This is a genomic window from Nocardiopsis sp. NPDC101807, from assembly GCF_044766605.1.
Taxonomy (GTDB): domain Bacteria; phylum Actinomycetota; class Actinomycetes; order Streptosporangiales; family Streptosporangiaceae; genus Nocardiopsis; species Nocardiopsis tropica.
The window spans coordinates 630,712-656,882 of the sequence record NZ_JBIWMK010000002.1; the positions used below are offsets into that span (position 1 = coordinate 630,712).

Annotated in this window: 21 protein-coding genes and 1 pseudogene; 5 read left to right on the forward strand and 17 right to left on the reverse strand. The window is 75.7% G+C overall.

From position 1 onward, the window contains the following. Positions 1-25: 25 nt before the first annotated feature. Positions 26-946 carry a LysR substrate-binding domain-containing protein gene (locus tag ACIRPH_RS08000; RefSeq protein WP_402910825.1) on the reverse strand — a complete coding sequence of 307 codons (921 nt, stop codon included), beginning with the start codon at positions 944-946 and terminating at the stop codon, positions 26-28. 98 nt (positions 947-1,044) lie between these two features. Between ACIRPH_RS08000 and ACIRPH_RS08005 the strand changes: the two genes are divergently transcribed. Both ACIRPH_RS08005 and ACIRPH_RS08010 read left to right on the forward strand, forming a co-directional pair. Continuing rightward, the gene (locus ACIRPH_RS08005) at positions 1,045-1,974 is read left to right on the forward strand and encodes a threonine/serine dehydratase (RefSeq protein WP_402910826.1); all 930 of its coding nucleotides are present in this window, start codon (positions 1,045-1,047) and stop codon (positions 1,972-1,974) included. 148 nt (positions 1,975-2,122) lie between these two features. Then, a complete protein-coding gene (locus ACIRPH_RS08010) occupies positions 2,123-2,791 on the forward strand; it encodes a lysophospholipid acyltransferase family protein (RefSeq protein ID WP_402910829.1) in 669 nt (222 codons plus the stop codon). A 638-nt stretch (positions 2,792-3,429) separates the two neighbouring features. On the opposite strand, the gene ACIRPH_RS08015 is transcribed toward ACIRPH_RS08010, so the two are convergent. From ACIRPH_RS08015 to ACIRPH_RS08070, 12 genes and pseudogenes are all read right to left on the reverse strand, one after another. Further along, on the reverse strand, positions 3,430-4,557 hold the full coding sequence (locus ACIRPH_RS08015) for a sodium:calcium antiporter (protein ID WP_402910832.1): 1,128 nt from the start codon (positions 4,555-4,557) through the stop codon (positions 3,430-3,432). 117 nt (positions 4,558-4,674) lie between these two features. After that, positions 4,675-6,765 carry a xanthine dehydrogenase family protein molybdopterin-binding subunit gene (locus ACIRPH_RS08020; protein WP_402910834.1) on the reverse strand — a complete coding sequence of 697 codons (2,091 nt, stop codon included), beginning with the start codon at positions 6,763-6,765 and terminating at the stop codon, positions 4,675-4,677. Beyond that, complete coding sequence (locus ACIRPH_RS08025; protein ID WP_402910837.1) at positions 6,762-7,754, reverse strand: FAD binding domain-containing protein; 993 nt, start codon at positions 7,752-7,754, stop codon at positions 6,762-6,764. The genes ACIRPH_RS08020 and ACIRPH_RS08025 overlap by 4 nt, the downstream gene beginning before the upstream one ends. After that, complete coding sequence (locus ACIRPH_RS08030) at positions 7,751-8,272, reverse strand: 2Fe-2S iron-sulfur cluster-binding protein (RefSeq protein WP_402910840.1); 522 nt, start codon at positions 8,270-8,272, stop codon at positions 7,751-7,753. The genes ACIRPH_RS08025 and ACIRPH_RS08030 overlap by 4 nt, the downstream gene beginning before the upstream one ends. 231 nt (positions 8,273-8,503) lie before the next feature. After that, complete coding sequence (locus ACIRPH_RS08035) at positions 8,504-9,064, reverse strand: TIGR03086 family metal-binding protein (protein ID WP_402910843.1); 561 nt, start codon at positions 9,062-9,064, stop codon at positions 8,504-8,506. Positions 9,065-9,104: 40 nt separating this feature from the next. Next, positions 9,105-9,629, reverse strand: coding sequence for a hypothetical protein (locus tag ACIRPH_RS08040; protein WP_402910846.1), 525 nt, complete (start codon positions 9,627-9,629; stop codon positions 9,105-9,107). A 193-nt stretch (positions 9,630-9,822) separates the two neighbouring features. After that, positions 9,823-11,310: an MDR family MFS transporter gene (locus ACIRPH_RS08045; protein ID WP_402910848.1), complete on the reverse strand. Its 1,488-nt coding sequence runs from the start codon at positions 11,308-11,310 to the stop codon at positions 9,823-9,825. A gap of 291 nt (positions 11,311-11,601) precedes the next feature. Then, positions 11,602-13,230: a BCCT family transporter gene (locus tag ACIRPH_RS08050; RefSeq protein WP_402910850.1), complete on the reverse strand. Its 1,629-nt coding sequence runs from the start codon at positions 13,228-13,230 to the stop codon at positions 11,602-11,604. Positions 13,231-13,989: 759 nt separating this feature from the next. Then, the gene (locus tag ACIRPH_RS08055) at positions 13,990-15,147 is read right to left on the reverse strand and encodes a glycerol dehydrogenase (protein WP_402910853.1); all 1,158 of its coding nucleotides are present in this window, start codon (positions 15,145-15,147) and stop codon (positions 13,990-13,992) included. Between the two features lie 292 nt (positions 15,148-15,439). After that, on the reverse strand, positions 15,440-16,930 hold the full coding sequence (locus ACIRPH_RS08060; RefSeq protein ID WP_402910856.1) for an aminopeptidase P family protein: 1,491 nt from the start codon (positions 16,928-16,930) through the stop codon (positions 15,440-15,442). 236 nt (positions 16,931-17,166) lie between these two features. Beyond that, positions 17,167-17,700: a GNAT family N-acetyltransferase gene (locus ACIRPH_RS08065; RefSeq protein ID WP_402910859.1), complete on the reverse strand. Its 534-nt coding sequence runs from the start codon at positions 17,698-17,700 to the stop codon at positions 17,167-17,169. 228 nt (positions 17,701-17,928) lie between these two features. Continuing rightward, positions 17,929-18,144 (reverse strand): annotated as a pseudogene (locus ACIRPH_RS08070) (DUF3099 domain-containing protein); the annotation flags it as partial. Positions 18,145-18,329: 185 nt separating this feature from the next. Between ACIRPH_RS08070 and ACIRPH_RS08075 the strand changes: the two are divergent. Continuing rightward, complete coding sequence (locus tag ACIRPH_RS08075; protein ID WP_402910861.1) at positions 18,330-19,427, forward strand: pyridoxal-phosphate-dependent aminotransferase family protein; 1,098 nt, start codon at positions 18,330-18,332, stop codon at positions 19,425-19,427. Between the two features lie 240 nt (positions 19,428-19,667). On the opposite strand, the gene ACIRPH_RS08080 is transcribed toward ACIRPH_RS08075, so the two are convergent. From ACIRPH_RS08080 to ACIRPH_RS08090, 3 genes are all read right to left on the reverse strand, one after another. Continuing rightward, complete coding sequence (locus ACIRPH_RS08080) at positions 19,668-20,597, reverse strand: oxygenase MpaB family protein (RefSeq protein ID WP_402910864.1); 930 nt, start codon at positions 20,595-20,597, stop codon at positions 19,668-19,670. Positions 20,598-20,785: 188 nt separating this feature from the next. After that, entirely contained in the window at positions 20,786-21,475 is a 690-nt protein-coding gene (locus tag ACIRPH_RS08085; RefSeq protein ID WP_402910867.1) for a response regulator, read from the reverse strand. Then, a complete protein-coding gene (locus tag ACIRPH_RS08090; RefSeq protein WP_402910870.1) occupies positions 21,442-22,830 on the reverse strand; it encodes a sensor histidine kinase in 1,389 nt (462 codons plus the stop codon). The genes ACIRPH_RS08085 and ACIRPH_RS08090 overlap by 34 nt, the downstream gene beginning before the upstream one ends. Positions 22,831-23,121: 291 nt before the next feature. Between ACIRPH_RS08090 and purB the strand changes: the two genes are divergently transcribed. Both purB and ACIRPH_RS08100 read left to right on the forward strand, forming a co-directional pair. Next, positions 23,122-24,552: an adenylosuccinate lyase gene (purB, locus tag ACIRPH_RS08095; RefSeq protein WP_402910873.1), complete on the forward strand. Its 1,431-nt coding sequence runs from the start codon at positions 23,122-23,124 to the stop codon at positions 24,550-24,552. A gap of 204 nt (positions 24,553-24,756) precedes the next feature. Next, positions 24,757-25,050 carry a histidine kinase gene (locus ACIRPH_RS08100; RefSeq protein WP_402910876.1) on the forward strand — a complete coding sequence of 98 codons (294 nt, stop codon included), beginning with the start codon at positions 24,757-24,759 and terminating at the stop codon, positions 25,048-25,050. Positions 25,051-25,185: 135 nt separating this feature from the next. Here the strand turns inward: ACIRPH_RS08100 and ACIRPH_RS08105 are convergent, their stop codons facing one another. Further along, complete coding sequence (locus tag ACIRPH_RS08105) at positions 25,186-26,145, reverse strand: threonine/serine dehydratase (protein WP_402910879.1); 960 nt, start codon at positions 26,143-26,145, stop codon at positions 25,186-25,188. Between the last annotated feature and the right edge of the window lie 26 nt (positions 26,146-26,171).

Genomic DNA, 26,171 nt, shown 5'->3' on the forward strand with positions numbered 1-26,171 from the left:
GGGCCGGGCTCCGGCCGTCCCCGCCTCAGGGGAGGTCCGGTGCCGCCCCCAGGGCACGGTCCGCCACCCCGCGCAGCATCGTGACCATGGCGTGGACGGGCCCGGTCGGCCGCCGCCGGTGGACGGCGTAGATCTCCCTGGCCAGGCGGGCGTCGCGCAGGGGGCGGCTCACCCGGCGTCCCGGGGGCGCGGCTCCCAGGATGCTGCTCGGGACGAGCGCCACACCGACCCCGGCCTCGATGAGCGCGAGGGCGACCTCGTAGTCGCGGGTCTCGTAGGCCACGGTCAGGCGGACCCCGGCCGCGGCCGCCGCGGTGTCCAGGCTGACGCGGTTGTGGATGCCGGGCGCCCCGCAGATCCACTCCTCGTCGGCCAGGTCCGCCAGCCCCAGGTCGTGGTCGCCGAGGGCGTGCCCGGTGGGGGCGACCGCGAGCAGCGGGTCGACGAGGACGCGTTCGCGGTGCAGGCCGCCGGCCCGCGGCAGGGGCACGCCCGGGTAGCGGTGCGTGACGAGCAGGTCCAGCTCGCCGGAGGCGACCAGTCCGTACCCTCCGGGCGGCTCGATGTCGGACAGGGACAGCCGCACGTGCGGGTGCTCGCGCCCGAAGGCGGCGAGGGTGGCCGGCAGCAGGACCTTGCCCGCGCTGGCGAAGGCCCCCAGGGACAGCCGGTCGGGGACCACCCCCGCGAACGCGCGGACGGCGGTCTCGGCGTCGCGCAGCTCGCCCAGGACGCGTTCGCCGTGCTCGAGCAGCACCCGCCCCGCCCCGGTGAGGGTGGCCCCCGTGCGTCCTCGCTCGACCAGGGCGCAGCCGACCTCGCGCTCGAGCTTGGTGAGCTGCTGGGAGAGGGCGGGCGGGGTGAACGACAGTCGTTCGGCCGCGGCGGCGATGGATCCCGCGTGCGCGATCTCCACGAGCACGCGCAGCCGGTTGGCGTCCAGCACGGCGACCTCCTCCAAACGACATCCGGTACAAAGTTCTGCTTACTGATCTTTAGCAGACCCAACTTTAAGTTAATCGTCAGTAGCGGCAGAGTGGAGACATGAGCACCAAGACCGCGCACGCCGCGCTCACGCCCACCGCCACCGACGTCCGCGCGGCGGCGGAGCGCATCGCGCCCTATGCCCGGCGGACCCCCGTGCTGCACACCGAGGTGGACGGCCGTCCGGTGTCCCTGAAGCTGGAGCACCTCCAGCGCACGGGCGCGTTCAAGCTGCGCGGGGCCCTCAACGCGCTGCTCGGCGGGGAGCCGACCGAGCGGGTCATCACCGCCTCCGGCGGCAACCACGGGCTGGGCGTGGCGACCGCCGCGCGGCTGCTGGGCCTGCGCGCCACGGTGTACGTGCCCGAGACCGTCCCCGAGGCTAAGGCGGCGCCGCTGGCCGCCACCGGGGCCGAGATCGTCCGGCTGGGCGAGCACTACGCCGTGGCCGCCGAGGCCGCCAGGGCCCGTGCGGAGGCGGAGGGCGTGCGCTACCTCCACGCCTTCGACGACGCCCTGGTCGTCGCGGGCCAGGGCACGATCGGTCTGGAGATCGCCACGGACGCGCCCGAGTGCGACACGATCGCGGTCGCCGTCGGCGGGGGCGGGCTCGTCGCCGGCGTGCGTCTGGGAGCGGGCGGACGCGAGGTCGTGGGCGTGGAGCCCGAGGGCTGCCAGAGCCTGCACGCCGCGCTGGCGGCGGGTCGGCCGGTGCAGACCCACGTGGACTCGGTGGCCGCCTCCGCCCTGGGCGCGTCCACCCTCGGCCGCGTTCCGTTCGAGGTGCTGCGCGCCGACCCGGTGACCCCGGCGCTCGTGGACGACGCCGAGATCGTCGAGGCGCAGGACCGCCTGTGGCAGGAGTTCCGGATCGCCACCGAGCCGGCGGCGGCCGTGCCCTTCGCCGCCTGGCTCGCCGGGCGGGTCCCCGGGGAGCGCCCCTGCCTGGTCGTGTGCGGCGCCAACGCGGACTGGAGGCGCGTCGGCTGACGGGCCGGGGAAAGCGGAGCCGCTCCGGCCCCGGGAAGCGCCGCGCGAAGCGGTGACCTGGGGCACCCGGATGGCCCGGTGCCGATGTTACCGACCGGTCGCCCTTACATTGGATCCGGCATCCGACCGATCTCGTGAGGGAGACCACGTGCTCTATGGTGCGTTCAGGCAGTCTGCGTCGGTACTCGCGCGCACCCTGTGTCGCCCGACCATCCTGGGCCGTGAGAACGTCCCCGCCACCGGCGCGGTCCTGCTCGCCAGCAACCACCTGTCGTTCGTGGACAGCATCATCATCCCGCTGTCGGTCACGCAGCGACCGGTGCGCTTCCTCGCCAAGTCGGACTACTTCGAGGGCTCCGGCGTCAAGGGCCGCCTGACCAAGGCCGTGTTCTCCTCGCTGGGCGCCATGCCGGTCAAGCGCTCCGACGCCCGCGGCGCCATGATGTCGCTGGAGCTGATGCTGGACCGCCTGCGCGAGGGCGAGGCGTGCGTGATCTACCCCGAGGGGTCCCGCTCGCGCGACGGACGCCTCTACCGGGGCCGGACCGGTGTGGGGCACCTGGCGATGGAGTCCAAGGCGCCCGTCGTGCCGGTGGCGCTGTCGGGCACCCAGGACGTGCAGCCGGTGGGGGCGTCCATGCCGCGTCCGCGCCCCTTCACCATCCGCTTCGGCGAGCCCCTGGACTTCTCCTCCGGGTACGACCACCTCGCTCCGGGCAAGGCCCGCAGGGTGATCGCCGACCAGGTCATGGACGCCATCCAGGCGATGTCCGGCCAGGAGCGCGCCGAGAGGTACAACTCCCACAGCGGCGGCTAGCAGGTCCCGCCGCCGCCTCCCCCCTTCCCGTGTGCGCACGCCACCGCCCGTCCGGCGGTGCCGTGCGCACACGGGTTTTCCGTGGAGGGACGACGACTCCGCGTGCGTGCCGAAACACGGGCCCCCGGGGCCCGACCCCCGGACGATCGGAGCGACCGGGGCGTTTCTCGGGCCCGAGGCCCTGGCCGTTCCCGGATTTCCCGAAGTTTTTTTCTGGAATCGCACACCGCGCGTCCCGAAATGTGGTCACCTAGGGTCATGGAAGCCGACGGCGCGCCTGCGGGCCGTACCGGTTCTCCTCCCCGGGCGAGGGCCGGGGACCACTGACCCTCTCCCCAGTTCGGCCCCCGGCGCCCCCTCCGGGGGCCGACTCCCAGCCGCCTACCTCCTGCGGGCGGGGGGGGGGGGGGGGGGGGGGCGCCCCCCCCCCCCCCCCCCCCCCCCCCCCCCCCCCCGCCCGGCGCCCCCCCCCCCCCACCCCCCCACCCCCCCCACCCCCCCCCCCCGGTCCGCCCCCGGCCCCCCCCCCGGGGGGCCCCCCCCCCCCCCCCACCCCCCGGGGGGGGGGGGCCCGGGGGGGTTCCCCCCCCGCCGCCCTCCGGACCGCACCCCGCGGCGGGACGGCCGGCGGACCCGCCTCAGAAGGCCAGCACGCCCACGATGCCCGCGTACACGGCGATCAGCAGCACGCCCTCGAAGCCGATCCGGCCCCATCCGCGCGCCTGGCGGACGATGAGCCCGGCGAGGAGCACCACCGTCATCAGCAGGGCCCCGCAGGTGAGGAAGAGCTCGTCGGTCCCCGCGACGTGGAACAGCGACCCCGAGCGGTAGAAGACGTCTCCCACCGCCAGGTTGAGGACGTCCAGGCTGTTGCCGCCGATGATCGCCGCCACGGCCAGCGTCATGGCCCCACGCCGGACGGCGGCGACCGCCGCGACCGTCTCGGGCAGGGCGTTGACCGCGCCCATCGCCACCGCGCCCACCAGCCCCGCGCTGAGCCCGGTGGACTCCACGACGACGACCGCCGCCTCCGCCAGGGCCCACCCGCCCACGGCCACGACGGTGCCGACCAGCGCGAAACCCGCCCACAGGGGGGCCGTGCCCCCGGCCCCTTCGCCCGCCGGAGCGTCCGTGCGGAGGGCGTCCGCGGGTCCGCTCCCCGCGGAGCCGCCCCCGGAGCCGGGCGCCGGGGCGCCGCCGGGGGCGCCGGATCCGCCGGGGACGTCCACCACCGTCTCCCGCGTGTGCACGGCGCGCCACATCGGGTGCGCGCCCTCGTGGTGGATCAGCCGGAGCCCGCCCGCGTAGAAGGCGACGAGGACGACCGAGGCGGGGTGGACCCCCAGCACCGTCACGTCGGGCCCGAAGCCGGACATCAGGGCCAGGGACAGCATCCCGATCAGCAGGCAGCAGAAGAGCAGGTTCGCCGACGAGGCCGCGGCGTGCTCCAGGTTGGCGCGGCGGTGGAAGAAGTCGGCCACCGCCAGCGCGAGGGTCTGGGCGGCGATCCCCCCGACGGCGTTGCTGTAGGCCAGCCCCGGCTGGTCAGCCGCGGCGCTCACCGCCGTCATCACGATCCCCGACAGGGACGTGGCCAGGCCGAAGAAGACCGCGCCGAAGACGGCCTCACCCCACCCCGTCCGGTCCGCGAGGACGTCTCCGAGGGTGGCCATCCTGACACTGGCCACCACGGTCACCGCGGCCACCAGGACGAAGATCGCGATACTCCAGCCCAGCGACCACGGCGGTGCCATCGCTTCCACCATGTGCGTTCCCTCCCCGTGTCGGCGCACGGTCCCCGGGCTACCCACGGCGGGACGCTCCAATCGGGCCCGCGCCCGCGCGCGGGCCCGCAGCCGGGGCCGTCCGCCCCTCCCAGCAGGTCAGCGCAGGAAGAGGTCCGGGGTGAGAGGCAGGTCCCTGACCCGGACCCCGGTGGCGTGGTGACAGGCGTTCGCGACGGCCGCCGCCGTGCCGACGATGCCGATCTCCCCCGCGCCCCGTGAACCCAGGGGGCCCGCGTGCGGGTCCTCCCCCTCCAGCCAGTCGGCTTCCAGCCCGGACACGTCCGCGTGCGCGGCGACGTGGTACTGGGCCAGGTCGTGGTTGACCACATGGCCGAAGGCGGGGTCGACCACGCTCTGCTCGTAGAGCGCCATCGACAGGCCCATGACCATCCCCCCGAGGAACTGCGAGCGCGCCGTGCGGGGGTTGACGACCCGCCCGACCGAGAACAGGCCCAGCATGCGCGGGACCCGGATCTCCCCCGTGTCGGCGTGCACCCGCGCCTCCACGAAGTGGGCGCCGAACGAGTACTGCGAGTAGCCCGGCGTCGCGGTGTCCTCGGGCGTGGTCCCGCGCGCGCTCGCGCCCGGCGCGGGGGCGTCGCCGTGTTCGGCCCTGAAGGCCCGGGCCGCGGCGACCAGCGCCGCCCCCCAGGACGTGGTGCCGCTGGAGCCGCCCGCCACGGAGGCCTCCGGCAGGTCGGTGTCGCCGATGGAGACCACGACCTCCGACAGCGGGCGCCCCAGCGCGTCCGCGGCGATCTGGGTGAGGGCCGTCAGCGCTCCGGTGCCGATGTCGGCCGCGCCGATGCCGACGTGGTAGCGGCGGTCCCCGCCGTACCGGACCTCGGCCACCGACCCCGGGTTCACCATGTGCGGGTACACGGCGGAGGCGACCCCCGTGCCCACCAGCCAGTCGCCCTCGCGGCGGGCCCCCGGCGCGGGGTCGCGCCCGTGCCAGCCGAAGCGCTCGGCGCCCTCGCGCAGACACCTGGCGAGGGCCCGGTCCGACCAGGGCTCCCCCGTCGAGGGGTCGACAGGGGGCTCGTTGCGCAGGCGCAGCTCCACCGGGTCGACCCCGCACGCGTGGGCGAGCTCGTCCATGGCCGACTCCAGCGCGTACATGCCCGGCGCCTCGCCCGGGGCCCGCATCCAGAACGGGATGGGCGCGTCCAGGGGCGCCAGCCGGTGCGTGGTGCGCCGGTGGGGGGCGGCGTACATCATGCGGGTGCACACCCCGCTCTGCTCGGCGAACTCCTTGACCTTCGAGGTCTGCTCCACGACGTCGTGCACGACGGCGTCCAGGCGCCCGTCGGGGTCGGCCCCGAGCCTCAGCCTCTGGATGGTGGGCGTCCGGTAGCCGACCAGGCTGAACATCTGCTGCCTGGTCAGCGCGAACTTGACCGGGCGTCCGGGGACGGCGCGGGCCGCCATCGCGGCCAGGACGTTGTGGGCGTGCGCCGACCCCTTGGACCCGAACCCTCCCCCGACGTACGGGGCGATCACCCTGACGCGCTCCGGGTCGAGGCCGAACACACCGGCGACCGTCTGCCGGACGGGGTGCGCCCCCTGGGTGGAGTCGTAGAGGGTGAGGCGCTCGGCCCCCTCGTCCCACAGGGCGACGGTGGTGTGCGGCTCCATGGGGTTGTTGTGCTCCATGGGCGTGCGGTACGTGCGGTCCACCACGACGGCCGCGCGGGCGAGCGCGGCGTCGGGGTCCCCCTGCTCGGTGTCCGCCTCGACACCGGTGTTGACCGTCTCCGGCCGGTACAGGCGCGGATGGTCGGCGGTCAGCGTCACGTCGTGCGGAAGCTCCTCGTAGGAGACCTCGACCAGCCCTGCCGCCTCGCGGGCCGTCTCGGGCGTGTCGGCGACCACGGCCGCCACGAACTGGCCGCGGAAGGCCACTTCGTCGCTCTGGAGGACGGCGAACTCCCGGTCCTCGGTGTCGGCCAGCCGTTCGGCGTTGGCGGGCGTCAGGACGGCGAGCACCCCCGGGAGTTCCTCCGCCCGTGCGGTGTCCACGGCGCCGACGCGGCCCCGGGCGACGGTGGACAGGACCGGGCCCAGGTACAGCGGGTCGGTGAGGGCGTACTCGTAGGCGTAGGGCGCCAGGCCGGTGGCCTTGGCCTCCCCCTCCAGGCGTGCCAGCGGACGTCCGACGGACGGCGTGCTCGGCGTGGTGGTCATCGTGCCTCCTGTGCGGTGAGGCCGCGCAGCGTGGACGCGAGCGTGTTGACGGCCATGGGGACCTTGAAGGCGTTGTCGCGCCCGGTGCGGGCGTCGGCGAGCTCGGCCCGGGCGGCCTCGCGGAACGCCTCCTCCGTCGCCGGTCCGCCGGTCAGCGCCTCCTCCGCGCGGCGGGCGCGCCAGGGGGCGTGCGCCAGTCCGCCGAAGGCGATGCGCACGTCCGCGACCGTGCCGTCCACGACGTCGAGCGCGGCGGCCACCGACACCAGCGCGAACGCGTAGGAGGCGCGGTCGCGCACCTTGCGGTAGGCCGACCGTGCGGCCACCGGCAGGTGGGGCAGGTCGACCGCGGTGACCAGGTCGCCGTGTCCGAGGACGGTGTCGCGGTCGGGTTCGTCTCCGGGGAGTCTGTGCAGGCCCGGGATCGGCACGACGCGCTCCCCGCCGGGGCCCAGCACGCGCGCCTCGGCGCCCAGTGCGGCGAGTGCCACCGCCATGTCGGAGGGGTGGGTCGCCACGCAGTGGTCGGAGGCTCCGAGGACGGCGTTGTCGCGCCCGTGCCCCTCCAGGGCCGAGCAGCCCGTGCCGGGCTCGCGCTTGTTGCAGGGCGTGGTGGTGTCCTGGAAGTACGGGCAGCGGGTGCGCTGGAAGAGGTTCCCGCCGGTGGTGGCGGCGTTGCGCAGCTGTCCCGAGGCGCCGGCGAGCAGGGCGGCGGAGAGGACCGGGTAGCGGCGGCGGACCGCCGGGTGGGCGGCCAGGTCGCTGTTGGGCACGGAGGCGCCGATCCTGATCCCCCCGTCGGGGAGCTCCTCGACCCGGTTGCCGAGCAGGCCGCGCACGTCCACGAGCCGGGTGGGCGAGGCCACGCCGAGCTTCATGTGGTCGACCAGGTTGGTGCCGCCCGCGAGGTAGGCGGCTCCGGGGTCGGCGGCGACCAGGGCGACGGCGTCCGCGGGCCCGTCGGGCCGCGTGTAGTCGAAGGGCCTCACCGTGCCGCCTCCCTGATCGCGGCGACGATGTTGGTGTAGGCGCCGCACCGGCACAGGTTGCCGCTCATGCGCTCGCGGATCTCCTCGTCGTCCAGGCTCACCGGACCGTCGAGGTCCGCGGTCACGTGGCTGGGCCAGCCGGCCTCGGCCTCCCGCAGCATCCCCACGGCCGAGCAGACCTGGCCGGGGGTGCAGTAGCCGCACTGGAAGCCGTCGTGGTCGACGAAGGCGCGGGCCACCGGGTGGAGTCCTCCGCCGGGGGCGCCGCCGTCCCCGGTCCCCAGGCCGGCCGCGGTGGTGACGTCGGCGCCGTCGTGCGCGACCGCGAGCGCCAGGCAGGACAGGATGCGGCGCCCGTCCAGGAGGACGGTGCACGCTCCGCACTGCCCGTGGTCGCAGCCCTTCTTGGGCGAGGTCGCCCCCAGCCTGTCCCGCAGCGCGTCCAACAGCGTGGTGCGGGTGTCGACGGTGAGCCGGCGCTCCTCACCGTCGACCCGCAGGGTGATCGTGGCCTCCACCGGATGTGCCTTCCCCTCGTTGCCCCTCGTGCAGCTCTCGTCCCAGTGTGTGACACGGGGGTGGCTCGGCGAAGCCGCCACGTCGGGGCGGCGGGGGACGGATCGTGCCGCCCCCGGCGGGCGCCCCGCGGTCGCCGGGGCGGGGCCGCGGCAGCCCGGTGGAGGGGCGGGCGCGTGGCCGCGGCCGTGCCGCCGTGCCCCGGCCGCGGCGGCACGGTCACCGGGGACCGCTCAGGGCGTGCGCCCGGTGAGGGCGATCAGGCGGTCCTGGACCGTCGCGTCGGGGCCGACCGGGGCGGGCGCGTCGAACATCTGACCCGGACCGAAGTCCTGCTCGGACGCCCAGGCGTAAAGTTCCTTGGCCAGGTCGGGGTCGAGCGCCTCGTCCGCGCCGATCGCGCGGGCCAGGTCCCAGGCGTGGACCGCCAGGTCGAAGGTCATCTGCCAGAGGTACACCTCGGCGGGCGCGTCCCCGAAGGACAGGTGCACCGTGCGTTCCAGGGACGACAGGCCGAGCCACGCCGTCCGGGACTCCCGCGAGACCACCGCCCAGGTGGCCGCGGGCTCCTCGCCCAGGTTGTCCCCGTCGAAGCGGTCGCCGACGTCCTCCGTCCGGGCCCCGCCCAGCAGGGGCGGGACCCACAGCTGCTCGGTGGCCAGGTGGTTGACCAGATCGTGCACGTCCCAGTCCGCGCAGGGCGTGGGCCGGGCCCAGTCGGTCAGTCCGACCGCCCGGACCCGGCGGTCGAACTCCTCCAGCGCGGTGCCGTGCAGGTCGATCAGGCGTGCCATGTGCTTCCCCAGGGTCGGATGCGTGTTCTGCCCGGGTCACCTACCCGGAGCGGGTGCGGGCCGAACCCGCCCGCGCGAGGAGGCGCGGGCGGCGGGTCCGCGACGGGGCGGGCCCCTCGCCCCCGGCCGCGCCGCGGGCCCCCCGGCAGGCGGCCGCCGCGAGAACGAGGGCGAGGCCGTCCTCGACGAGGGCGCCGACCCACGGGGGGTTTGCGCCGTCGGTCCACAGCTTCCGCCACCCGGCCCCCGCGAGCGCGCCGAGGGGCGCGGCGGCGGCCGCGAGCACGGCGCCGCCGACGACCGGTCGCGAGCGCTCCCGGGCCAGCACCGCGCCTCCGGCGGCCGCGCTGGCGGAGCGGGCGAGGAGGCTCGGCCAGGAGAGGCGGTCGGGGACGACGGGGGACTTGTCCGCGACGAACTCCCCGAGGACCCCAGCGGCGAGGAGCGCCCGCCGCCGCCCGGACGAGGCCGCCCACAGGGGTGCGGCCGTCCCGAGCGTGGAGCGCGCGCCCGCCGCCAGGCCGAGCACCACGGCGTCGGCCGCGTGCGGTCGCGTCGTGCCCATGTCTCCCCCTCCGGTCCCGGCCGCCCGTGCGCGGCCGCTCCGCACCGATTATCCAGGGGCGTCCCGGGGGCGGGGCGAACGCGCCGGGGACGGCGCGGCGCGCGGGACGGCGGTTCCGGGGTCGGGGACCCGCCGACACGGAGACGGCCGCGCACGGGGGCTCCCGTGCGCGGCCGTCTCCGTCGCGGGGTTCCTAGTGGGCGATCGGAGCGCCCTGCGAGGTTCCCGACTCGACGCGGCGCACGAAGAAGGTCGCCGCGAAGGCCAGGACCGAGATCGTGGCCCCGAGGAGGAAGGCGACGTGGATGCCGCCGGCCTGGGCGCTGATCTCGGGGAGGCCGTCGGTGAGCAGGCTCGCCGAGCTGGCGGACATGACCGCGATGAACGTGGCGGTGCCCGCCGCGCCCGCGACCTGCTGCACCGTGCCGACCACGGCGCTGCCGTGCGAGTAGAGCTCGGGCTTGAGCGACCCGAGCGCGCCGGTGAGCAGCGGGGTGAACATGAAGCCCAGGCCGGCGCTCAGCAGGACGTGCGTGGCGACCACGAAGCCCAGCGGGGTCTCGGTGCCGAACAGCGTCATCGTCCAGAGCACCAGCGAGACGACCGCCGCGCCCGGGATGACCAGCGGGCGCGGGCCGAACCGGTCGTAGAGGCGGCCGACCACCGGGGCGAGCAGGCCCATCGTCAGGCCGCCCGGCAGCAGGGTCAGGCCGGTGACGAGCGTGTCGTGCTGGAGGACGTTCTGCATGTAGAGCGGCAGCAGGATGAGCGTGCCGAACAGTGCCATGAAGCTGACCGCGACGAGGCCGATCGAGATCGAGAACTGGCGCGAGCGGAACACGCGCAGGTCGAGCAGGGCGCGGTCGCCGCGCTGGAGGCGCAGCTGCCGCCACACGAACAGCACCAGTGCCACGGCGCCGCCGGCGATCGCGACCCACGGGGGCACGATCGCGGTGGCGTGGCCCTCGCCGAGGCTGGAGAACCCGTAGACGAGGCCGCCGAACGCGAACGCCGACACCAGGACCGAGAGGAGGTCGATGCTGGCGTGGCGGGGCTCGGTGACGTTGCGGATGAACAGCGAGCCGAGGACCAGGCCGATGAGGGCGATGGGCAGGACGAGGCCGAACATCCAGCGCCAGTCCAGGGCGCTGAGGATGAAGCCGGCGAGTGTGGGGCCGACCGCGGGGGCGACCGCCATGACGATGGAGATGTTGCCCATGGTGCGGCCGCGGCGGTCCGGCGGCACGAGGTTCAGCACGGTCGTCATGAGCAGCGGCATCATGATCGCCGTGCCGACGGCCTGGACGACCCGGCCCGCCAGGAGGAGCCCGAACCCCGGCGCGAGGAAGCAGATCAGCGTGCCGATGCTGAACAGCGTCATGGCCGCCATGAACACCTGGCGGAGGTGGAACCGCTGGAGCAGGAACCCGGTGGCCGGGATGACCACGGCCATCACGAGCATGAACGCCGAGGTCAGCCACTGACCGGTGGAGACGGAGATCCCGAGGTCCCTGTTGAGCGCGGGAAGCGCCACACCCATGATCGTCTCGTTCAGGATCACGACGAACGCCGAGACGAGGAGCAGTGGGATGACGAGGCGGTCGGCGGTGCGCGGCTCCGCTCCGCCGCTACTGCCGGCCGAGTCGTCCTCGGCCACTGATGGATTGGGCTGCCCGGTCACTGGTGTCCTCGCGTCGTCGTGTGGGTGGTCGTGTCGTGGAACGGGGCGGGGTCCGCGGGGGACGTGTTCGGTCCCGCCCAGAGGTACACCAACCTCCCACGGGACCGGGACATTCCCGATCCTACGGGACAGGGCCGATTTACTTCTGTGTTCCAGATCATCGGTCGTCCGGGAACCTTCGGAGGCCGCCCCGGGTGCCGGAACCGGCTGCCCGGAGGGCTCGTCAGGGCCCCGCGGCGCGGGCGGGACCCCGTGCGGGCGTACCCGCCCGCACCGCCGACGGCGCCGCGGCTACCGGGCGCCGCCGACCGCGACCGGGTCGCCCTCCGCCGAGGGGGCGCCGCCGACCGCGACCGGGTTCCGCGCGGCCGGGGAGGAGGGGGCTGCGACGATCCCCTGCTCGACGGCCATGGTCCGGAGCAGTCGCGGGGTCGTCCACAGCGTCGGGAGCATGATCAGCCCCACCGGGACCGCGGTGACCACGATGAAGGACTGGAGTGCCTGCACACCGCCGTCCCCGACCAGGAGGAGGGCGATGGCGGCGGCGCCCATGCCGAAGCACCAGAACGCCCGGACGTACCCGGGCGGTGTGCCCTCGTGCATGCTCGACGAGGCGATCGCGTAGGACATCGCGTCCAGGGTCGAGGCGAAGAAGATCAGCGTCACCACGACCATGAGCACCCCCAGGAACGCGCTCATCGGCAGCGCCTCGACGATGGCCAGGGCCGCGGCGGGGAGCCCGTCCGCCTCGTAGGCGCCGGAGACGGCTCCGGGGTCCTGCTGTTCCAGGAAGATGCCGGTGCCGCCCAGCGCGGTGAACCAGACGGTGGTCACCAGGGCGGGGGCGACCGTGGCGCCCACGAAGATCTGGCGCACGGTGCGGCCCCGGGAGATGCGGGCGATGAAGATCGCCATCATCGGACCGTAGCCCAGGAACCAGCCGAAGAAGAAGACCGTCCAGTAGCCCAGCCACTCCTGGTCGCCCCGGAAGAGCGCCATCGGCACGAACTCGCGGACGTGGACCGACACCGCCTGGAGGTAGAGGTCGACGACGAAGGGCGCGGAGCCGAGTCCGACGATGGCCAGGATCAGCGCGAGGGCCGCCCAGACGTTGGCCTTGCTCAGCAGCTGGATTCCCCGGTTGAGACCGCTCGCCGCGGACACCGCGCCCACGACGGTCAGCCCCGCGATGATGGCGGCCTGGGTGCCGTACCCGTCGGGCAGCCCGAACAGCTGCCCCCCGATGTAGGACACCTGGAGCCCGAGGAAGCCGATCGGTCCGACGGTCCCGGCGACGACCGCGACCACGCAGCTGATGTCGACGACCGCGCCGATCCAGTGGGTGCGCACGCGCTCGCCCATGACGGGCCACAGCAGTGTCCGGGGACGCAGCGGCATGCCCTTCTCGACACCCCGCATCATGACCAGGGTGGCCAGGGACCCGCCGATGGCCCAGGCCGGGAAGCCCCAGTGCACGAAGCTCTGGGCCAGCGCGACCGCGGCCCCCTCCATGCCCCCGGCCTGGTCGGCGTAGGCCGGCGGCGCGGCGGTGTAGTGGGCGATGGGCTCGGCGGCGGCCCAGAACACCCCGCCCGCGGCGAGCAGGGTGGTCATGACCATCGCGACCCACCGGAACATGCCGAACTCGGGTGCGGGCGTGCCGCCCATGCGGACCCTGCCGTAGCGGGAGAACGCGAGGACCGCGGCGACGGCGAGCATGGCGAGGAGCAGGACCTGCCAGTACGCGCCGAACCCTTGTGCGGACCAGGCGAAGGCGGCGTCGACGGCGGCGCCGACCGCCGCGGGTGAGGCCAGGGCCGTCACCACGAAGGCGATCAGGAGCACGCCGGTGACGCCCATGACCCAGGGGTCGGGACGGTTTCCTGACGCGGACACACGTGTGCGCAGGGTGGAGAACATGGAGAAGGGGATGCTCCTCGGTGGGAAACTGCCGGCCGGCGTTGTCGACGGTCGGCGTGGAAGGGTCCGCCCCGGCCGGCGGCAGGCCGGTCGGGCCGCGCCCGCTGCGGGGCGCGCCGTCCGGCGGGACGCGGAGCCGGACGCCGTCGGACGGCACGGGGCCGCCCGGGGACGGTCGTCCCGGGCCGCTTCGGCGGCGTACGCGGACTGTGGACGGAGCGGAGGGGTGGAGCGGCGGTGCGTGACGACCCCCCGGCACGCCTCCGGCCCGTGCAGTGCGGACCAGTCAACCAGGGACGGGGCGCGCTTCTCCCGTGAGGGAGGCCACGTCCGGCCGCGACGCCGCCTGTGCGGGGGCTCCGGGGCGCCCGTGAGATAACGCACCCGTGTCCCGGGAACGCCAGGGGGGCCGCCCGGGCCCGGCACGTCCGGAACGGGGCAGGCGTCCCCGGGGCACGCGGCCGTTCCGAGAACGCCCGCCACGGCGGCCTCCCGACCGGGACGGGGGCGCACGCGGAGCGGCCCGGACGGAGGCGTGGGCTTCCGGGCCGGGCGGGCGGCGTCTGCGGGCCGACCGGAACCGGCGCGGGCACGGCGAAGGGCGTCGGGGACCGGTGTGCGAAGACCGGCCCCGACGCCCTTCCGACGGCGCTCCGCGTCCTTCCGGACGGCGCCGTGCCCCCTGCGTCAGGCCGGACCCGCCGGGGGCGGGCCGCCGGGGGCGCCGTGCCCCGGGGCGCGGGCCCGGCGGGGCGGCGGTCAGCCGTGGTCCGGCGCGGACGGCTCACCGAGGCCCACGCGCGCGCGTGCGCGGCGGCCGACCCCCTCGACGGCGCGCAGCGCGTCGCGCACGTCCCTGGGGGTGAAGGCGAAGGGCAGGTTGTGGATGGTCTCCTCCGGCGCGGTCGCCGCGGCCACCACCCGGTCGAGCGTGGCGTCGTCCGCGTCGCCCAGCCCCGCCTCGGTGAGCGTGGTGGGCAGGCCGACACGGGCCGTGAACTCGGCGAACGCGTCCACCTCCGAGGTCGGAGCGCCCTCCAGGAGCAGCTGCGTGAGGGAGCCGATGTTGACCTTCTCCCCGTGCGCCAGGTGGTGCGTCTGGTCCACCGCGGTCAGGCCGTCGTGGACCGCGTGCGCGGCCGCCAGGCCGCCGGACTCGAAGCCGAGGCCGGACAACAGGGTGTTGGCCTCCACCACCGCCTCGACGGCGGGGGTCACCAGGTTCTGTTCGACCGCCTCCAGGGCGGGGAGGGCCGACTCCCACAGGATGTCCCAGGACAGGCGCGCGAGCGTGGTCCCCGAGCGGGTCGGGAGGCCGCCCACCATGGTGTGGCTGTGCGCGTCGCGCACGGCCCGCGCCTCGATCCACGTGGCGAGCGCATCACCGACCCCCGCGGCGAGGAACCGGGTGGGCGCCTCGGCGACCAGCTGCGTGTCCACCACGACCAGGGCCGGGTTGCGGTCGTAGAAGCGGTACGACTCGAACGCGCCGGACTCGGTGTAGACGACGGACAGCGCCGAGGTGGGGGCGTCCGTCGAGGCGACCGTCGCCGCGCTCACCCACGGGACCCCCGCGTCGTCGCCCGCGGCCTTGGCGGTGTCGATCGCCGTCCCCCCGCCGAGGCCGATGACGACGTCGTGGCCGCCGTCCCCGATCACCGCGGCGACGCGCGCGGCCTCGGCCCGGGTCGGAACGCCCCCGAACCGCTCGAAGACGAGGGGCAGGCCCGCCTCGCGGAAGGAGTCGGTGACGACCTGACCGGTCAGGCCGCGGACGACGTCGTCGGCCAGGACGAGCGGCCGCGATCCGTGGTCGGCGACCAGCTCGCCCAGCCGGGCCAGGGCGCCGCGCCCCTGGACGTAGCGCCCCGGCGAGGCGAAGATCCGCAGCGTGGGGCCCTGGTTGTCGTCTCCCATGAGAGGAGAACCTCCTCTTGTTCGGTGTGTCCTGTCCTTCTCTGCCTGCTCACCGCTCACGGGGAGACGCAAACCCCGGGGTGCGAAGCATCACCCGCCCTTGGGCAAATCCGGGGGCCGGCGGCGGGCGCCCCCCGCACGCGTCCCGGCGCCCCGTCCCGGTCGGAGGTCCGCGCACAGGACCCGGACGCCCCCGTTCCGCCGCCCACCGCCGCGTACGGTCACGGGGCCCCGACGGCGACGGGCCGCCTCCCGGAGGGGAGGCGGCCCGTGCGCGTACGGCTCGGCGGGGTCAGCGCGGCAGGCGCTCGGCCAGCCAGGCCTCGACGTCGGCGGAGGAGCGGGGCAGGCCGGCCGACATCACGGTGCGGCCCTCCTCGGTGACCAGCACGTCGTCCTCGATGCGCACACCGATGCCGCGCAGCTCCTCGGGGACGGTCAGGTCGTCGGGCTGGAAGTACAGGCCGGGCTCGACGGTGAGCACCATGCCCGGCTCGAGGTCGCCGTACAGGTGCACCTCCTGGCGGGACACCGCGCAGTCGTGCACGTCCATGCCGAGCATGTGGCCGGTGCCGTGCAGCGTGTACCGGCGCTGGAGGCCCAGCTCCAGGACCCTCTCGACCGGTCCTTCCAGCAGGCCCCACTCGACCAGGCCCTCGGCGAGCACGCGCTGGGACGCCTCGTGGAAGGCCGTGAACGGCCGCCCCGGGGCGACGGCGGCGATCCCCGCCTCCTGCGCGGCGAAGACCAGGTCGTACACCTTGCGCTGGAGGTCGGTGAAGGTGCCCGACACCGGCATCGTGCGGGTGACGTCGGCCGTGTACAGGGTGGTGGTCTCCACACCCGCGTCCAGGAGCAGAAGGTCGCCCTCGCGCACCGGCCCGTCGTTGCGGGTCCAGTGCAGGGTGGTGGCGTTGGCGCCGGAGGCGGCGATGGTGCCGTAGCCGACGTCGTTGCCCTCGACCCGGGCGCGCAGGAAGAACGTGCCCTCGACGAACCGCTCGGAGGTGTCCTTGGCCTGCGGCAGCGCCCGGACGACGTCCTCGAAGCCGCGGACCGTGGCGTCCACCGCCAGCTGGAGCTGGGCGACCTCCCACTCGTCCTTGACCAGGCGGTGGTCGTCCAGCGTCACGGCCAGTTCCTCGTCGAGCCGGGCGGACCCGGCGGGGGAGTCCTCGTCGGCGTCGGCGCGCAGTCCGTCCACCAGGGCGTCGAGGGCGGCGTCGTGGCCGCGCACGATCCGGGTGGTCGCCGCCTCGGAGCGCAGGGCCTCGGTCAGGCCGGTCACGTCGGCGGTGGGCACGCCGAGCAGGGCGGCGGCCTCGTCCAGGCTGTGGCGGCGGCCGGTCCACAGCTCGCCGTAGCCGCCCAGCCAGAACTCGCCGTTCTCGCGGTTGGAGCGGGGCTTGAGGTACAGGACCACGTCGTGGCCGCCGTCGGAGTCCGGGGAGAACACCAGGCAGCCGCCGTCGGAGGTGTCCCCGGTGAGGTACGCGTAGGCGGTGGCGGCCCGGAACGGGTACTCGGTGTCGTTGGAGCGGGTGAGCAGCTGCCCGGACGGGACGACGAGGCGCTCGCCGGGGAAGGCGGCGCTGAGGGCCGCGCGGCGGCGGGCGGTGTGCCCGGCCTGCTCGACCGGCTTCAGGTCCCGCAGCTCGGTGTCGGCCCACCCGGTGCTCATCCACGCGGCGAGCTCGTCGGAGACCGACTGCGCCTGCCCGTTCTTGCGTGGACTGAACACGGGTGCGTCCGTCTGGGCTCCGGGGCGCTGCTGCTCGCTCACGTCGTGACTCTCCTGTCGGATCCGTCGTAGGGGCCGCGGGTGACGGCCCTCGGTGACCGCTGGTGACGGCCGTTGCCGCCCATCGTACGGGGGGGTGCCGTACGGGCGACCGGCCGACGGGCATAGCGGCCCCCATAACGCTCGTGGGGCGTCCGCCGCGCCCGGGGGCGGCCCCGCGGAGCCGGATCACCGCAGGCCGGGCGGCCCCTGCGGCGGAGGGGTCCGGGAGACCGGGCTCACAGCTCGTGCGCGAAGGGGATCGCGGAGGAGTACGGCAGCTCGTCGAATTCGGCCGGGTCGACCCACCGGTAGCCGAGGCCCTCGTACAGGGCGACCGCCTCGGGCTGGGAGGGGCCGGTGAAGAGCAGGACCCTGGTGTAGCCGAGGTCCCGGGCGGCCTCCTCCAGGGCGGCCATCACCCTTCTCCCGAGTCCTCGGCGGCGGTGGCGGCCCGAGGTCCAGATCCGCTTGAACTCGGCGGTGTCGGCCATGGACGCGCGGTCCTTCTTGTAGGGGCGGATCGCGCCCCCGGCGACGACCTCCCCGTCCGACTCGGCCAGGACGATGCGGCCGTGGGGGGCGACGAACTCGGACACCGGGTACCGGGCGAGCTCCTTGGCGGCGCCCTCGGCGCCGTAGCGCTCGGTGTACTCCTCCAGCAGGCCCGCGAGCAGCCCCGCCACCCGGGGGTCGTCGTGGAGCACCCGCAGCATGCGCACCCCTCCGGTGCCGCCGCCCACCCCTGCGTCCTCGGTGCTGGTGTGCGTCACCGCTTCCCCTCCCCTGTCGTCCGGGAGTCGTGGCGGCCGTCCGGGCGCACGGTGCCCGACCCCGCCGGAATACTACGTGCGGGGCCTCCGCTCCCGCCGGAGGGGGTCGGCCGGCCGGGGGCCGCGGGGCTACGGAGGGTCCGGGGCGCGGCCGGGGGCGTCCCCGTCGCCGGGGTCCCCGTGGTCGGGGTCCCCGTGGTCGGGGTCGTCGCCGTCCCCTTCGCCCGGGTCGGCGTTGGGCCCGAAACGGGCTCCGCGGTCCTGGGGATCGGCCGGGTCGGCGAGGTTGCCCAGGGTGGCCGCGACCGGGGGCAGGACCGACGCCACCGCGCACATGGCCACCGCCCACCCCGTGCCGAACACGTAGTAGACGGGGAGCGAACCGGCGAAGAGCGCGAGGCAGACGCCCATGAGGACCCCGTACTGCCGCACCCTGCGTCTCATGGGTAACCCCCTCACCGGCCCCGACATCCACGCTACCTCCGGCCGCGGCCCGGACCGCGGGCCCGGGGAACCCGCCCGCGGCCCGGGGAACCCGCCCGAGGCCCCCGGGCCCCCGCCGTCCGCCCGGCGGACCTCCCCCGTTCCCCGTCACGCGTCCGGCGCACACGCCCCGCTAGTGTGTGCGCATGCCACTGACGGACCGCATCCTGCTCGGCCCCGGCCCGAGCAACCCCTATCCGGAGGCGACCCTGGGGCTCGCCGCGCCCCTCCTCGGTCACCTCGACCCCGAGTTCATCGCCGTGCTCGAACGCACCTGCGACCGGCTCCGGTCCCTGTGGGGCACCGGGAACCCGTTGACGCTGCCCCTGTCGGGAACCGGCTCCCTCGGCATGGAGACGGCCTTCGCCAACACGGTCTCCGCGGGCGACGTGGTGGTCGTCGCGGTCAACGGCCTCTTCGGCGAGCGCATGTGCGAGGTCGCCCGCCGCTACGGAGCCGATGTCGTACGGGTCGACCACGAGTGGGGACAGCCCGTGGACGTCCGGCGCGTGCTGGACGCCCACCCCTCCCCGAGGCTGGTCGCCGTGGTGCACGCCGAGACCTCGACCGGCGTGGTCAGCGACGTCGGCGCCCTGGGCCGCGCCCTGCGCGAGCGCTCCGACGACACCCTCCTGCTCGCCGACTGCGTGACCTCCCTGGGCGGCATGCCCCTGGAGCTGGACGCGTGGAAGGTCGACATCGCCTACTCGGGCACCCAGAAGTGCCTGGGCGTCGCACCGGGGCTGGCCCCGTTCACCTTCTCCGAGCGCGCCTGGGAGCGCAGGGTCCCGACCCCGCCCGTGTGGTACGCCGACCTGGGGCTCCTGGGCGCCTACGTGCGCGGCGGCCCCGGCGGCCGCGCCTACCACCACACCGCGCCGACGGCGATGATCGCGTCCCTGGACGCCGCGCTCGCACGCATCGAGGCCGAGGGCCCGGAAGCGGTGGCCGAGCGCCACCGCGCCGCCGGGGCGCGCCTGCGCGAGGGCCTGGTGGACATGGGGCTCGAGCTGTTCGCCGCGGAGGGGCACAGGCTGGCGCAGCTCACGTCGGTGCGCGTCCCCGAGGGCGTGGACTCGGCCAAGGTCCGGATGCGCCTGCTCGACGAGTACGGCCTGGAGATCGGCGCGGGCGTGGGCCGCTACGCGGCGTCCGTGTGGCGGATCGGCCTCATGGGCCACAACGCCCGGTTGGACCGCGCCGAGGTGGTGCTCTCCGCGCTCCGCCGGGTCCTGGACAGGTAGGGCGCGGGACCTGCGGGGAGGCCCCGCGGCGGACCTCCCGTCCGGGGGTCCGCCGGCAGGAGCGCCCGCGGCCGGGCCACGCGCCCACGAGCGGAGCGCCCGCCCGGTCCGGTACGCGTGCCGGACCGGGCGTGTGCCGGACCTCGGAAGGGGCGGGCCGCGGCCCGCTCCCCGCCGTGCCGGCCGGCGGCCCGCCCGCGAGCGGGTCCGCCTCCGGCGCCCCGCTCCGGGGGCCGGGGCTCAGGCCTCGGCGGGGTCGCGGGGCGCCGGCACGGCCGGCGCCCGGAAGCGCGTGCGGGCGCGCAGCGCCCGGAACCCGTTCTCGACCTCGTACCCCGCGGCCAGCAGGCGCTCCCTCGCCTCGTCGGCGCTGCGCACGGTGGCCTCGTCGAAGACGAGGTTGTAGTACCGCTCCGGCACCAGCTCCAGCCCGGCCCGCAGCCCCCGCAGGGCGGTGGTGGTGAGGGCGCCGCTCCCCGGCGGGTCCGGCAGCACCCCGTAGGCGCGGCGCGCCCACGCGGGCAGGGTGGCGTAGGACAGCGCGCCGACGGGGAACCACAGGGGTTTGAGCGGGGTCAGCCACGCCAGGCGCTCGGGAACCTTGGGCCACAGCAGGAACCGCACCGCCTGCCGGGCCTCGGGCGTGGCGCGCAGGGAGGGCCGGACCGCGGCGAGGTAGCGGCGCATCCCGACGAGGTCGCGGGGCACGTCGTCGCGGGAGAGGCCGACGTAGGCGGCGGTGCGCGACTGCTCGTCCACGTAGCGGTCCGCCTCCTGCGCCGTCAGCGGCACGCCGGCGCGGTGGGCGGTCTCCAGGTAGGAGGAGACCTCCGCGCAGTGCACCCACACGAGCAGGTCGCGCCGGTCCACCCGGTGCAGGCGTCCGGTGGCCGGATCGGTGAAGGACAGCGCGCGGTGCACGCGGCGGATGTGCGCGCCGAGGGTCTCGGCCTCGGTGAGGCTGCCGTAGGTGGTGACGGCCACGAAGTGGGCGGTGCGGAGCAGGCGCCCGGTCGGGTCGGAGCGGAAGTCCGAGCGCTGCCACACCCCCTGCATGGCCACGGGGTGGAGCGCCTGGAGCATGAGGGCGCGCACGCCCGCCACCCACATCGACCGGTCCAGGTGGATCTTCCAGGTGACGCTCTCCGGGGCGGCGACGGTGGGCTGCATCCGTTCTCCTCCGGGCTGCGCGGGGGGTTCGCGCCTTGTGGCGGGCGGTGGTCCCACGATACGTCCGGGGTCCGGGCGCCGCCCTCCGCCCCCCGTGGACGCCGTCCGGGACGGCGGGGCGCGTGCGCGGCGCCCTCCGCCGGAGAGGGCCCGCCGGCCCGGCCGTCCCGTCGGCGGGGGCCCGCCGCTCAGGCGGAGCGCCCCCGCAGGTAGGCCAGGACCGCCTGGACCCGGCGGTGGACGTCCTCGTCCAGGGGCAGGTCCAGCTTGGCCAGGATGTTGCCCACGTGCTTGCCGACGGCGGCGTCGCTGACCACGAGCCTGCGGGCGATGGCCCCGTTGGAGTGCCCCTCCGCCATCAGACCGAGCACCTCGCGCTCCCGGGGTGTGAGGCGTTCCAGCGGGTCGGACCGGCGGCGCAGCAGCTGGCGGACCACCTCGGGGTCGACGAAGGTCGCCCCGTCCACCACGCGCCGGAGCACGGAGGCGAACTCGCGCACGTCCCCCACCCGCTGTTTGAGCAGGTAGCCGACGCCCCGGCCGTCCCCCGAGTCCAGCAGGTCGGAGGCGTAGCTCAGCTCCACGTACTGGCTCAGGGCCACCACCGCCAGCCCGGGGTGCTCGGCGCGCAGCCGGACCGCGGCGCGCAGCCCCTCGTCGGTGAAGCCGGGGGGCATGCGGATGTCCGTGACGACGAGGCCGGGGCGGTGCTCGGCGACCGCGGCCAGGAGCGCCTCCGCGTCCCCCACCGCGGCGGCGACGGGGAAGCCGAAGCGCTCCAGGACCCCGGCCAGGCCCTCCCTGAGCAGCACGCCGTCCTCGGCGAGGACGGTGGGCACGGGGGTCAGGTCAGCGGGGTCGGGGGAATCGGTCCGCACGGCAGCTCCACTCGGATTCGGGTCGGTCCGCCCTGGGGGCTGGACAGCTCCATTGTGCCGCCCATGACGGCCACCCGGTCCGTGAGACCGGTGAGGCCGGAGCCCCGCCCCGGCTCGGCCCCGCCCGCACCGTCGTCGGCGACCTCCACCAGGAGGGCGTCCGGGGGGCCGCCCGTCCCGGGCAGGACGGAGGCGTGCACGGTCACCGCCGTCGCCTCGGCGTGCTTGGCCACGTTGGTGAGCGCCTCGGCGACCACGAAGTAGGCGGTGCCCTCGACGTGGGCGGGAAGGCGGACCGGGACCGCGGCCTCCACACGCGTGGGGACGGGGCAGCGGTCGGCCAGCTCCTCCAGGGCGGCGGACAGGCCGCGGTCGGTGAGGACCCTGGGGTGGATGCCGCGCACCAGTTCGCGCAGTTCGTCGATGAGCTCGTCGGCGTTGGCCTGGGCGGCGGCCACGCGGCGGTCGGCCTCGCCGCCCTCCTCCAGGTCCAGACGGGCCAGCCCCAGGTCCACGGACAGGGCGACGAGCCTCTGCTGCGCGCCGTCGTGCAGGTCGCGCTCGATGCGCCTGCGCTCGTACTCGAAGGCGTTGACCAGCCGGGCGCGGGACTCGGTGACCTGGCTGAGCTCGGCGCGGAGCTCGTCCTTGGGCGGTCCCACGAGCAGGGCGCGGGCGATGGCGAGGTGCGTCTGGGCGAGGACCGCCGAGGCGTAGAGCAGCACGACGAGGATGACCGGGGCGAGGATCATGTAGGGCACGGCCTCCGCGGAGGAGGTGATCGTGACGAAGGCCAGGGAGACCTGGCCGCCCCGGGACTCCTGGGCGAGGAGCGGGCCCGTGGCGAAGACCACCGCCGCGCTGAGCAGGGAGCCCAGGACCAGGCAGACCAGGAGTGCGACGGGGACCAGGAGCACCGAGTAGGCGATCTCCCGCCAGGTCGCCCCTTCCGTCAGCCGGGTGCGGGCCCAGGCCCACAGGCCGGGCTCCGGTACCCGGTGGCCGCTGGGGAAGGGCCCCCGCGTGATGAACACGAGGCGCCTGCGCTCCAGCGCCCCCAGGGGGAGGGCGATGAGCGGCGCGAAGACCAGGACCATGGCCAGACCGCCCAGGAGCCCGGCCGCCATGGGGCCGGCGGAGAGGGTGTCCCACGGCCTCCTCAGGAGCATCCCCCCGACGAGCGTCCACGGCAGGTAGACCGGCATGGCGACCACGGCCACCGCCAGGCCGACGAACACGGTGTTCGCTGAGTGGGCCAGGGCGCGCCAGGGCCAGGCGGTGAGGAGGAAGCGGGGGCTCAGCAGGGCTGCCAGGAGTGTCCTCGGCTGCGCCTTCGTCGTGCGGGGCGTGGTCATGCCCCCACCGTAGGCACCGTGGACGGGGTCCGGAATCGGTCCCGCCCCCGGGTCGGGGGTGGGGCCGGCCCCACCCTGGGCGTGTCCCCGCGCCCCTCTGCGGGCTCGCGTCCGCCGGGCCTCCTCCCACCGTGCTCCCGTGCCCGTGGGGCACGGACGCGCGGCGGCCCCGGGGAGCCCTCCGCGGCCGGGCCGCTCCGGCGCCCGCCGGGGCCGTGTCCGCGGCGGGGAGCGCCGGGCGGGCCGAGGCCGCGGCGGGCGGCGCAGCTCAGGACGGTAGGGTGGGGCGACGTGAGCGCGAAACCTCTGATCCCCGATGTCCTGGCTGCCCGCTACGCCTCGGCGGAGCTGACCCGGCTGTGGTCCCCCGAGTACAAGGTGGTCTCCGAGCGGCGGCTGTGGCTGGCCGTGCTGCGGGCCCAGGCCCGTCTGGGCGTGGACGTCCCCGACGGCGTCGTCCAGGACTACGAGAAGGTCCTGGAGCAGGTCGACCTGGCCTCGATCGCGGAGCGCGAGCGGGTCACCCGGCACGACGTGAAGGCCCGGATCGAGGAGTTCAACGCCCTCGCCGGCCACGAGCACGTGCACAAGGGCATGACCTCGCGCGACCTGACCGAGAACGTCGAGCAGCTGCAGGTGCGCGACAGCCTGCTGCTGGTGCGCGACCGCGTGGTGGCGCTGCTGGCCCGGCTCGGGCGGCTGTCGGCCGAGTACGGCGGGACGGTGATGGCGGGCCGCTCCCACAACGTGGCGGCGCAGGCCACGACCCTGGGCAAGCGGTTCGCGTCGATCGCCGACGAGGTGCTGGTCGCCCACGGCCGGCTGGAGGAGCTGATCGCCCGCTACCCGCTGCGCGGGATCAAGGGGCCGGTCGGCACCGCGCAGGACATGCTGGACCTGCTGGGCGGCGACCGCGGGGCGCTGGCCGCCCTGGAGGACGAGGTGGCCGCGCACCTGGGCTTCGAGCACCGGTTCACGAGCGTGGGGCAGGTGTACCCCCGTTCGCTGGACTTCGAGGTGCTGACGGCGCTGGTGCAGCTGGCGGCGGGCCCGTCGTCGCTGGCCAAGACGATCCGGCTGATGGCCGGGCACGAGCTGGTGACCGAGGGGTTCGCCGAGGGCCAGGTCGGCTCGTCGGCCATGCCCCACAAGATGAACACGCGTTCGTGCGAGCGGGTCAACGGGCTGACCGTGGTCCTGCGCGGTTACGCGTCGATGGCCGGCGAGCTGGCCGGGGACCAGTGGAACGAGGGCGACGTGTCGTGCTCGGTGGTGCGCAGGGTGGCGCTGCCGGACGCGTTCTTCGCCTTCGACGGGCTGGTCGAGACGATGCTGACGGTGCTGGACGAGTTCGGCGCCTTCCCCGCGGTGGTCTCCGCCGAGCTGGACCGGTACCTGCCGTTCCTGGCCACGACCAAGATGCTGATGGCGGCCGTGCGCGCGGGCGTGGGCCGGGAGACCGCCCACGAGCTGATCAAGGAGCACGCGGTGGGCGCGGCCCTGGCGATGCGCCAGGAGGGCGCGGGCAACCGGCTCCTCGAGCGGCTGGGCGCGGACGAGCGCTTCCCGCTGGACCGCGCCGCGCTGGAGGAGCTGCTCGCGGACCGGATCACCTTCACGGGGGCCGCGGCCGACCAGGTCGCCTCCGTGGTGGCGCGGATCGACGGGATCGTGGCCGGGCGCCCGGAGGCCGCCGCCTACTCCCCCGGTTCGATCCTGTAGCCGTTCCGGCCGCGCGGCGACGATCCGCGGGGCCGGCCGCCGGGCCCGGGACGGGGGCGCCGTCCCGGGCCCTCCGTGTGTCCCGGGCCCTCGCCCGCCCTGCGGCCGTGTATGACGCAGTTCACTCCTGCGAACACTGGGTCCGAAAGTTAACACCTATTACGGTGAGGGGACCAGACCGCCCGCGAACCCCCCGGAGCCCCCGTGACCGACCCCTCCTCCTTCGGCACCGCCCTGTGGACCCTGCTGATCGTCGCCGCGCTCGTCGTCGCGCTGGGGCTGGCCGCCGTGTCCGACATGGCCATGCGCCGCCGGGAGGACCGCGCCGCCCGGAACGCCCCGGCGGCCGGCCCGGGCTCCCGCCCCTCCTCCCCCGCCGCCCGGAACGCCCCGGCGGCCGGCCCGGGCTCCCGCCCCTCCTCCCCCGCCGCCCGGACGCCGCGGACGGGCGCGGCCGCGGGCGGGGATCCCGCCCGCGACGCCGCCGAGCGCCGCTGACCGCAGCACCTCCCGCCGGAGGTCCGGCCCCCGCCGGCGGGGGCGGCGGAAGGGTGGGGCCGCACCCGTGAACCCGGGTCCTGCCCGCCGGGCGGCGTCCGCGCCCCCCGACTCAGGCTCCGAAGGGCGCCGCCCTCAGCCCCGTGCCACCAGGCGGGAGAAGAGGCCGGGGTCGGCGTTGCCGCCCGACACCACCGCCACGGTCGCCTCGGGCCGCCCCGGGACGGTGTCGATCCGGCCGGCGAGGAGGGCGGCGGCTGCCAGGGCCCCGCTGGGCTCGGCGACGACGCGGGCGCCGTGGGCCAGCACGCCGACGGCGCGGGCGATCTCGTCCTCGGTGACGGTGACGATCCCGTCGAGCCTGGCGTCGAGGTGCGCGAACGTGCGCTCGGAGAGGCACACGCGGACGCCGTCGGCCATGGTGCGGTGGGTGCGCTCGGGCGGCCAGGCGACGGGGCGGCCCACGCGCAGGCTCTCGGCCGCGTCGGCGGCCAGCTCGGGTTCGACGCCGATGACGCGGACGCGGCGGGGGTGGACGGTCCAGGCCGCGGTGGCCACGCCCGAGGCCAGCCCTCCCCCGCCCACGGGGACGACGACGGTGGCCACCTCGGGCGACTGCTCCAGGATCTCCAGTCCGACCGTGCCCTGGCCGGCGATGACGTCCGGGTGGTCGAAGGGCGGGATCAGGGCGAGGCCCTCGCTCCGGGCGAGTTCCCCGGCGACCGCCTCCCGCTCCCGGGGCGGCGCCATGACGACCCGGGCCCCGAGGGCGCGGATCCGGTCGACCTTGACCTCGGGCGCCCCCTCGGGGACCACGACGGTGCAGGGCGCCCCGTGCCGGGCGGCGGCGTGGGCGAGGGCCTGCCCGTGGTTGCCGGAGGAGTGCGTGACCACGCCGGAGCGGCGCTGCCCGGGGCCCAGCAGGGCGACGGCGTTGGTGGCGCCCCGGATCTTGAAGGCTCCCGTGGGCTGGAGGCTCTCGGGTTTGAGGAGGAAGTCCGCCCCGGGGGGACCCGCCGTCAGGGGGGTGCGGACCACGTGGCCCTGGAGGCGGGTGGCTGCGGCGCGGACGTCGTCGGCGGTGACCAGTTCCATGCGCCGTGTATGCCCGGCGTCGGCGC

Excerpts from the sequence above, each read along its gene's own strand:
- ACIRPH_RS08005 (WP_402910826.1), top strand. The coding sequence starts at position 1,045 with ATGAGCACCAAGACCGCGCACGCCGCGCTCACGCCCACCGCCACCGAC.
- ACIRPH_RS08015 (WP_402910832.1), bottom strand. The coding sequence starts at position 4,557 with ATGGTGGAAGCGATGGCACCGCCGTGGTCGCTGGGCTGGAGTATCGCG.
- ACIRPH_RS08020 (WP_402910834.1), bottom strand. The coding sequence starts at position 6,765 with ATGACCACCACGCCGAGCACGCCGTCCGTCGGACGTCCGCTGGCACGC.
- ACIRPH_RS08035 (WP_402910843.1), bottom strand. The coding sequence starts at position 9,064 with ATGGCACGCCTGATCGACCTGCACGGCACCGCGCTGGAGGAGTTCGAC.
- ACIRPH_RS08040 (WP_402910846.1), bottom strand. The coding sequence starts at position 9,629 with ATGGGCACGACGCGACCGCACGCGGCCGACGCCGTGGTGCTCGGCCTG.
- ACIRPH_RS08050 (WP_402910850.1), bottom strand. The coding sequence starts at position 13,230 with ATGTTCTCCACCCTGCGCACACGTGTGTCCGCGTCAGGAAACCGTCCC.
- ACIRPH_RS08055 (WP_402910853.1), bottom strand. The coding sequence starts at position 15,147 with ATGGGAGACGACAACCAGGGCCCCACGCTGCGGATCTTCGCCTCGCCG.
- ACIRPH_RS08075 (WP_402910861.1), top strand. The coding sequence starts at position 18,330 with ATGCCACTGACGGACCGCATCCTGCTCGGCCCCGGCCCGAGCAACCCC.
- ACIRPH_RS08080 (WP_402910864.1), bottom strand. The coding sequence starts at position 20,597 with ATGCAGCCCACCGTCGCCGCCCCGGAGAGCGTCACCTGGAAGATCCAC.
- ACIRPH_RS08090 (WP_402910870.1), bottom strand. The coding sequence starts at position 22,830 with ATGACCACGCCCCGCACGACGAAGGCGCAGCCGAGGACACTCCTGGCA.
- ACIRPH_RS08105 (WP_402910879.1), bottom strand. The coding sequence starts at position 26,145 with ATGGAACTGGTCACCGCCGACGACGTCCGCGCCGCAGCCACCCGCCTC.